The 7341-nt window shown below is 63.8% G+C and carries 7 protein-coding genes; 5 read left to right on the top strand and 2 right to left on the bottom strand.

The window, feature by feature from the left end:
* Positions 1 to 940: 940 nt before the first annotated feature.
* Both BUE39_RS33375 and BUE39_RS33370 read right to left on the bottom strand, forming a co-directional pair.
* Positions 941 to 1096 (bottom strand): DUF2905 domain-containing protein, encoded by a 156-nt coding sequence (locus BUE39_RS33375; RefSeq protein ID WP_227470913.1) that lies wholly within the window; start codon positions 1094 to 1096, stop codon positions 941 to 943.
* Between the two features lie 75 nt (positions 1097 to 1171).
* The gene (locus BUE39_RS33370) at positions 1172 to 2362 is read right to left on the bottom strand and encodes a class I SAM-dependent methyltransferase (protein WP_073432947.1); all 1191 of its coding nucleotides are present in this window, start codon (positions 2360 to 2362) and stop codon (positions 1172 to 1174) included.
* Between the two features lie 13 nt (positions 2363 to 2375).
* Here BUE39_RS33370 and BUE39_RS33365 point away from each other — a divergent pair, with 13 nt between their 5' ends.
* From BUE39_RS33365 to glmS, 5 genes are all read left to right on the top strand, one after another.
* Positions 2376 to 3194, top strand: coding sequence for an SDR family oxidoreductase (locus BUE39_RS33365; protein WP_073432946.1), 819 nt, complete (start codon positions 2376 to 2378; stop codon positions 3192 to 3194).
* A gap of 88 nt (positions 3195 to 3282) precedes the next feature.
* Complete coding sequence (locus BUE39_RS33360) at positions 3283 to 3678, top strand: dihydroneopterin aldolase (RefSeq protein WP_073432945.1); 396 nt, start codon at positions 3283 to 3285, stop codon at positions 3676 to 3678.
* A gap of 3 nt (positions 3679 to 3681) precedes the next feature.
* Entirely contained in the window at positions 3682 to 4710 is a 1029-nt protein-coding gene (ttcA, locus tag BUE39_RS33355) for a tRNA 2-thiocytidine(32) synthetase TtcA (protein ID WP_073432944.1), read from the top strand.
* A 127-nt stretch (positions 4711 to 4837) separates the two neighbouring features.
* Positions 4838 to 6199, top strand: coding sequence for a bifunctional UDP-N-acetylglucosamine diphosphorylase/glucosamine-1-phosphate N-acetyltransferase GlmU (glmU, locus tag BUE39_RS33350; RefSeq protein WP_073432943.1), 1362 nt, complete (start codon positions 4838 to 4840; stop codon positions 6197 to 6199).
* A 60-nt stretch (positions 6200 to 6259) separates the two neighbouring features.
* Positions 6260 to 7341, top strand: a 1082-nt coding sequence (gene glmS / locus BUE39_RS33345) for a glutamine--fructose-6-phosphate transaminase (isomerizing) (protein ID WP_073432942.1), incomplete at its 3' end; no start/stop codon positions are given.

The raw sequence follows: 7341 nt of genomic DNA, 5'->3' as shown, positions 1-7341 counted from the left end.
AAGCCCATCCTCGGCGCGTGTCTTCTGCGCATCCAGCGCTGTCTGGACGGCCTCGCCGGTGTGCTGGAAATGATCCACCAGACCCGATGCCGGATACAGCCCTCACGCTCCTATCCAAGACCACCCAGAAAAGCCAAGCCCCACTTCCATCTCGCGTACAAACTCGCTTGATGCAGCGGGGCTTAAGTTGAGAGCATTGCTGTGCGGGGCGGCACCTACTTTCTTTGCCGGCCGCAAAGAAAGTAGGCAAAGAAAGCGGCTCACACCGCCAGCTTTGAAGCGGGTCCCCTGGCTTGGAGGAGGCAGTGGTGCATCTGGAATCCGTGCTCTCGCACACTCCGCGTTCGTGACAAGGCAGTCATTCTTCCGGCGACGCTGCGCGCGCCGTCGCGGTACTTCGTCAAATCGCAGGCTGCTTCTGCGCTCAGAAGTACTTCTTCATGTCGTTAGCGCTGCATGCGCGAGTTGCCGCTTGACTGAACACCGTTGAATTGCTATGCGCGTCGGTGCGCGATCGCACCGTTAGCGCGGCGCCGCGAGCCGCAACCGGCGCCCGGGAACCAGCGACACGTTCGAAACAGCCGCCCGTTTTCGGCGCCACGCCGAGGCGAAGCCGATGGCCCCCGCCGCGCCCAATGAAACCGCTGGTGTGCCGGTAAACCCTTCCGGCAAGCACGCAGTGCGAGGCGGGAAGTATGACGGCCTTGTCACAAGCGTCGAATGTGCAAGGGCACCGATTCCAGATGCACCACTGCCCCCTCCAAGCCAGGAGACCCGCTTCAAAGCTGGCGGTGTGAGCCGCTTTCTTTGCCTACTTTCTTTGCGGCGGCAAAGAAAGTAGGTGCCGCCCCGCACAGGGGCAACGCCAATAGACCACTAACAAAGCAAGGAAAGGCCAAGCCCGCAGCCAAACAGCCACAAAGCCCCACACGCCCAAGCCCTACAAAACCCGAGCAATAATCGACAAAACAACAGACAAAACAAGCGTCGACATAAACGGAAACGGATACTCCCGCCCAAAGATCCGCAATGTGACGTCACCGGGCATCCGCCCAATGCCGATTTTCCTGAGCCACGGCCAGCAGGCCGACAACACCGCGACGGCAATGAAGGTGGTCAACAACCAGCGGATCATCGCGAATCCCTAACGCAAAAAATCACAGGGTATGAATCACAGCGTATGCGAACGGTCGCCACTGGAAAAGGCCCGCAGCGTGTCATCCAGTCCGCGCGAAAACGCGATCACCTTGAACAGTTCGCCCATCTCGGCCTCGGATAACAGCTTCTGCACCGCATTCGCCGCAGGCAAAAACCTCGCCGTATCCGCAGGATCGATCTCCGATAACGCCTCGGTGATCCCCGCATTCAGCAAGAACCGCGCTTGCGACGTAAAGCCGAGCAGTTCCGCGCCCGCGTCGATACCGGCTTCGGCGATGCCGGTAAATTCCACGTGCGCGGTCATGTCCTGCAAGCCCGGATAAACGAACGGATCGCCATGCGCGCGGTGCCGGTAATGACACATCAGCGTGCCCTGCGCGCGCTGCGCATGGTAGTACTCGTGACGCGGAAAACCATAGTCGATAAAGAAGGCCGCGCCACGCGCGAGCATCGTGCAAATGGTTCGCGTGAAGGCGCGGGCGGCGTCGTGCGTTTCGGTCACGTAATCGTCGCCGGCCGTTTCGATTTCCGACAGCAGCGCAATGTCCGCAGCCGCCGACACCGGACGATCGTCGAACGCCAACGTCTGATCGCGCCACACCACGCCGCGCTCGGACCAGGCGCCGCCGCCAGATGCGAAGAGTCGCACGGGCATCGCATCCAGCACCTCGTTGCCGATCACCACGCCTTCGAATCGCTCCGGCAACGCATCGAGCCAGCGAACCTTCGCGGCCAGCGCCGGTGCGGCGGCCGCGATCGTCTCGCGTTGGCGCTCGCGCAATTCACCCGATAAATCCACGATCGAATAGCGCTCGAATGGCGTGCCCAGCGCGTCCAACGCGTTGAGCAAGCCGGCAGCCAGTTTGCCAGTGCCGGCGCCGAATTCCATCACCTCGCGCGTGCCGCTTGCCTGCAAGGCTTCGGCGAGCGGGCGCGCCAGCGTCGCGGCGAAGAGCGGCGACAGTTCGGGCGCGGTGACGAAGTCGCTGCCGTCGTCACCGCGCAGCCCGAATTTACGGGCGCCGCCGCTGTAATAGCCGAGCCCGGGCGCATACAGCGCGAGTTCCATATAGCGGTCGAACGGCAGCCAGCCGCCAGCGGCTTCGAGCTCCGCGCGGATTCGCGCGAGCAGCGCTTCCGACTGCGCCAGCGCGCTCGGGCCGGGAGCAGGTAAACTATCGGGTTGGTGAGCTTTCGGATTCATCCCCGCATTGTAAATGACCGCCCCTCTGGATACCGCCGCCCCCCGCGCGCCTGAAACGCCGCGCGTCGTGCTGATTACCGGCGCGGCCCGCCGCATCGGCCGGGCGCTCGCGCTCGGCTTCGCAGCGCGTGGCTGGGACGTGGCGGTCCACTACGGCGCCTCGCAAAAGGACGCGCGGGAACTGGTCGCGGAAATCGTGGCGACGGGCCGTCGGGCGGTCGCCTTGCATGCGGAATTGGGCGACGAAGCGCAGGTCGAGCGGCTGTTGCCGGACTGTATCGCCGTGCTGGGCCGGCCGGCATGCATTATCAACAACGCGTCGCGCTTCGAGGAAGACACGGCGCAGAACGTCGGTTACGAACTGCTGCTCAGGCTCACCGCAATGAATCTCGGCGCGCCGCTGGTGCTCGCGCGCATGCTGTTCGAGGCGACGCCGGAGGCTGCGCGCACCGACGAAAGCCAGCGCGGCGTGGTGATCAACGTGCTGGATCAGAAGCTGTACAACATGAATCCGGATTACCTGTCGTACACGCTCTCGAAGGCGGCGTTGCAGACAGCCACGGTGGCCCTGGCGCAGGCGTTGGCGCCGAAAGTACGGGTGGTCGGGCTCGCGCCCGGCCTCACGATGCAAGCCGCCGATCAAACGCCGGAGGGTTTTGAAGCCGCCCACCGGGTCACGCCCTTGGGCCGTGCGTCGCGGCCGGAGGATATCGTCGCCGCCGCGTTGTATCTCGCGGACGCAGCGGGCGTCACCGGAACGACGCTGGTGGTCGACGGCGGGCAGCATCTCGTGCCGCTGCCGCGCGACGTAATGTTTTTGACGGGCGCCTGAGGCGCGCGGCCCGCCTCGATCGTGGCGGCCGCCGCGCCGTGAAGCGCCCCCTTGCGTGCTCCGCACGCTTTTTTCGACTGGAACGAACATGTTTGCCGCTCTTTCGCATCCCCGGCTCGCCGATTGCCGCCGGCTCTTTCTGCGCAATTACGAAGTGCACATCAACATCGGCGTGCACGACTTCGAAAAGCGCGGCGAACAGCGCGTCGTGATCAACGTCGAACTGTTCGTACCGCTCGCGCTGTCCACGCCGGTGCAGGACAAGCTGCACGAAGTCGTCGACTACGATTTCATGCGCTCCACCATCGCGCGGCGTGTCGAGCAAGGTCATATCCATCTGCAGGAAACGCTCTGCGACGATCTCGTCAAGACCATGCTCGAGCATCCGCAGGTGCGCGCGGCGTGCGTGTCGACCGAAAAGCCCGACGTTTATCCCGACTGCGACGCGGTGGGTGTCGAAGTCTTTCGCATCAAAGAGGATTGAGCCATGAATGCTCCGGAAATCCTGAACGGCGCCGCGCCAGCCGAAGCCACGCAAGCCACCGAGTCCACGCAAGCCGCCGCGCTCGGCGCAAAGGCGGCGAAGCCCAAGTCGCCGCTCACGCGCCGCGAGCAGAAAGAAGCGTACGAGAACAACAAGCTGTTCAAGCGTCTCGCGCGCCAGGTCGGCGAGGCGATCGGCGACTTCAACATGATCGAGGACGGCGACAAGGTGATGGTCTGCCTGTCCGGCGGCAAGGATAGCTACGCGATGCTGGAGATCCTGATGCGGCTGCGCGAGCGCGCACCGATCAACTTCGACATCGTCGCGGTGAACCTCGACCAGAAGCAGCCGGGCTTTCCGGAGCATGTGCTGCCGGAATACCTGAAGCAGCTCGACATTCCGTTTCACATCGAGAACCAGGACACGTACAGCATCGTCAAGCGGCTGGTGCCGGAGGGCAAAACCACCTGCTCGCTGTGTTCGCGCTTGCGCCGCGGCATTCTGTACCGCGTCGCGGGCGAACTCGGCGCGACCAAGATCGCGCTCGGCCATCATCGTGACGACATCCTGCAAACGCTGCTGCTGAACATGTTCTACGGCGGCAAGCTGAAAGGCATGCCGCCCAAGCTGCAATCGGACGACGGCAAGAACATCGTGATCCGGCCGCTGGCCTACGTGAAGGAAACCGATCTGGAGAAGTACGCGGAGCTGCGCGAATTCCCGATCATTCCGTGCAATCTGTGCGGCAGCCAGCCGAACCTGAAGCGCGCGGAAATGAAGGCGCTGATCCGCGATTGGGAGAAGCGCTTTCCTGGCCGCATCGAGAACATGTTCAACGCGTTGTCGAACATCGTGCCGTCGCATCTGATGGATCACAAGCTGTTCCCGTTCGCCGGGCTGCGCGCAACCGGCGAGGCCGATCCGCAAGGCGACATCGCTTTCGACGAAGAGCCGTGCTCGACCGATACCGGCGAGGGCCCGACACTCGGCGCATCGAAATCGATCTCGATCGTCCAGTTTGACGATCTTTAACGGAAACGCCCGCACGCCGGGCGTTTGCGTCGCAGTCGAGCATGTCGTAAGGCCGCGTTGGCGGCCTTTGTCGTCAAGGGCTGCGTGATAGAATCGTCGGCTCCAAACTCGTCTATTCGCCGACGCCATGAACATCGTGATTTTGGCGGCAGGCACCGGCAAGCGCATGCGGTCCGCGCTTCCCAAGGTGCTCCATCCCCTGGCCGGCCGGCCGCTCCTCGCTCATGTCATCGACACCGCCCGCGCGTTGAAGCCCACGCGTCTCGTCGTGGTGATCGGCCACGGCGCCGAAGCCGTGCGCGAAGCGGTCGCGGCGCCGGACGTCCAGTTCGCCGTACAGGAGCAGCAACTCGGCACAGGCCACGCGGTGCAGCAGGCGTTGCCGCTGCTCGATGCGTCCGCGCCCACGCTGGTGCTATACGGCGACGTGCCGCTCACGCGCGCCAGCACCTTGCAGGGGCTCACCGAGCGCGCGGGGCAGGGCGGCTATGGCGTGCTCACTGTCACGCTCGAAGACCCCAGCGGCTACGGCCGCATCGTGCGCGATCAGCACGGCAAGGTGTCGCGCATCGTCGAGCAGAAAGACGCCACGCCCGAACAACTGAAGATCGCCGAGATCAACACCGGCATCATCGTCGCACCCACCGAGCGGCTCGGTGATTGGCTTGCGGCGTTGAAGAACGACAATGCGCAAGGCGAGTTCTATCTCACCGACGCGGTCGAGATGGCGATCGAAGCCGGACTCGAAATCGTCACCACGCAGCCGGACCAGGAGTGGGAAACGCTCGGCGTGAACAGCAAGCAGCAGCTTGCCGAACTCGAACGGATTCATCAGCACAACGTGGCCGATGCGTTGCTGATTGCGGGCGTGACGCTCGCCGATCCGGCGCGCCTCGACGTGCGCGGCACGCTCGAATGCGGCCGCGACGTTTCGATCGACGTGAACTGCGTGTTCGAAGGCCGCGTGACGCTGGCCGACAACGTCACCATCGGGCCCAACTGCGTGATCCGCAATGCGAACATCGGCGCGGGTACGCGCGTCGATGCGTTCACGCATATCGAAGGCGCCGAAGTCGGCGCGAACGTCGTACTGGGACCGTATGCTCGCCTGCGTCCGGGCGCATCGTTGCACGACGAATCGCACGTCGGCAATTTCGTCGAGGTGAAGAACGCGGTGCTTGGTCACGGCTCGAAGGCGAATCACCTCACCTATATCGGCGACGCGGACATCGGCGCGCGCGTGAATATCGGCGCGGGCACCATCACGTGCAACTACGACGGCGCGAACAAATTCCGCACCATCATTGAAGACGACGTGTTCGTCGGTTCCGACACGCAACTGGTCGCCCCGGTACGCATCAAGCGCGGCGTGACGATCGCGGCGGGCACCACGGTCTGGAAAGATGTCGAGGCAGACACGCTGGTGCTGAACGACAAGACGCAAACGAGCAAGACGGGCTACGTACGCCCGACCAAAAAGAAGAGCTGATGGGCACGACGCGCGCGCGAGGCGCGCTCCCTGAAACACGGCACTGAAAAGGAATAAGCCATGTGTGGCATTGTCGGCGCGGTTGCGCAACGTAACATCGTTTCGGTCCTGATCGAAGGACTGCGTCGCCTCGAATATCGCGGCTACGATTCCTGCGGCGTCGCCGTGCTCGGCGGCGAGGGGCCGCGCCGCGCGCGCAGCGTCGCGCGCGTGGCCGATCTCGACGACCAGGTGCGCGAAACCCGTCTCGAAGGCATCACGGGCATCGCGCATACGCGCTGGGCCACGCACGGCGCGCCGGTCACGGACAACGCGCATCCGATCTTCTCGAAAGACGCACTCGCGTTGGTACACAACGGCATCATCGAGAACTACGAGTCGCTGCGCGAAACGTTGCGCGGCAAGGGTTACACGTTCGTCTCGCAGACCGACACCGAGGTTATCGCGCATCTGGTTCACAGCCTGTATCGCGGCGACCTGTTCGCCGCGGTGCGCGAAGCCGTCACGCAATTGCACGGCGCGTATGCGATCGCGGTGCTGCATAAGGACCAGCCGCATACGGTGGTCGGCGCGCGGCAAGGCTCGCCGCTGGTAGTGGGTCTCGGCAACGGCGAAAACTTTCTGGCGTCCGACGCGCTGGCGCTTGCCGGCAGCACTGAACGCTTCATCTTCCTCGAGGAAGGCGACGTTTGCGAACTGTCGCTCGACGGCGTGCGTATCGCCGATCGCGACGGCCATGAAGCGCAGCGCGAGGTGCGTCAGGTGGCGGCATATGGCGGCGCGGTCGAACTCGGCCCGTATCGTCACTTCATGCAGAAGGAAATTTTCGAGCAGCCGCGAGCGATCACCGACACGATTCCGCAGACGGATTCATTCGATACGGCGCTGTTCGGCGAGGGCGCCGACAAGGTGTTCGCCGCGATCGACAGCCTGCTGATCCTCGCCTGCGGCACGAGTTATTACTCGGGGCTGACGGCGAAGTACTGGCTGGAATCGGTCGCAAAGATCCCGACACAGGTGGAAATCGCCAGCGAGTATCGCTACCGCGAGTCGGTGCCGAATCCGAAATCGCTGGTGGTGGTGATCTCGCAGTCGGGCGAAACGGCGGATACGCTGGCGGCGCTCAAGCATGCGCAGTCGCT

Source organism: Paraburkholderia terricola, assembly GCF_900142195.1.
GTDB lineage: Bacteria > Pseudomonadota > Gammaproteobacteria > Burkholderiales > Burkholderiaceae > Paraburkholderia > Paraburkholderia terricola.
The sequence above is the reverse complement of the archived record's forward strand: the minus strand, read 5'-3'. Positions and strand labels throughout refer to the sequence as shown.

Coding starts and splice junctions, on each gene's coding strand:
- BUE39_RS33370 (WP_073432947.1), bottom strand. CDS start 2,362: ATGAATCCGAAAGCTCACCAACCCGATAGTTTACCTGCTCCCGGCCCG.
- glmU (WP_073432943.1), top strand. CDS start 4,838: ATGAACATCGTGATTTTGGCGGCAGGCACCGGCAAGCGCATGCGGTCC.
- BUE39_RS33365 (WP_073432946.1), top strand. CDS start 2,376: ATGACCGCCCCTCTGGATACCGCCGCCCCCCGCGCGCCTGAAACGCCG.
- BUE39_RS33360 (WP_073432945.1), top strand. CDS start 3,283: ATGTTTGCCGCTCTTTCGCATCCCCGGCTCGCCGATTGCCGCCGGCTC.
- ttcA (WP_073432944.1), top strand. CDS start 3,682: ATGAATGCTCCGGAAATCCTGAACGGCGCCGCGCCAGCCGAAGCCACG.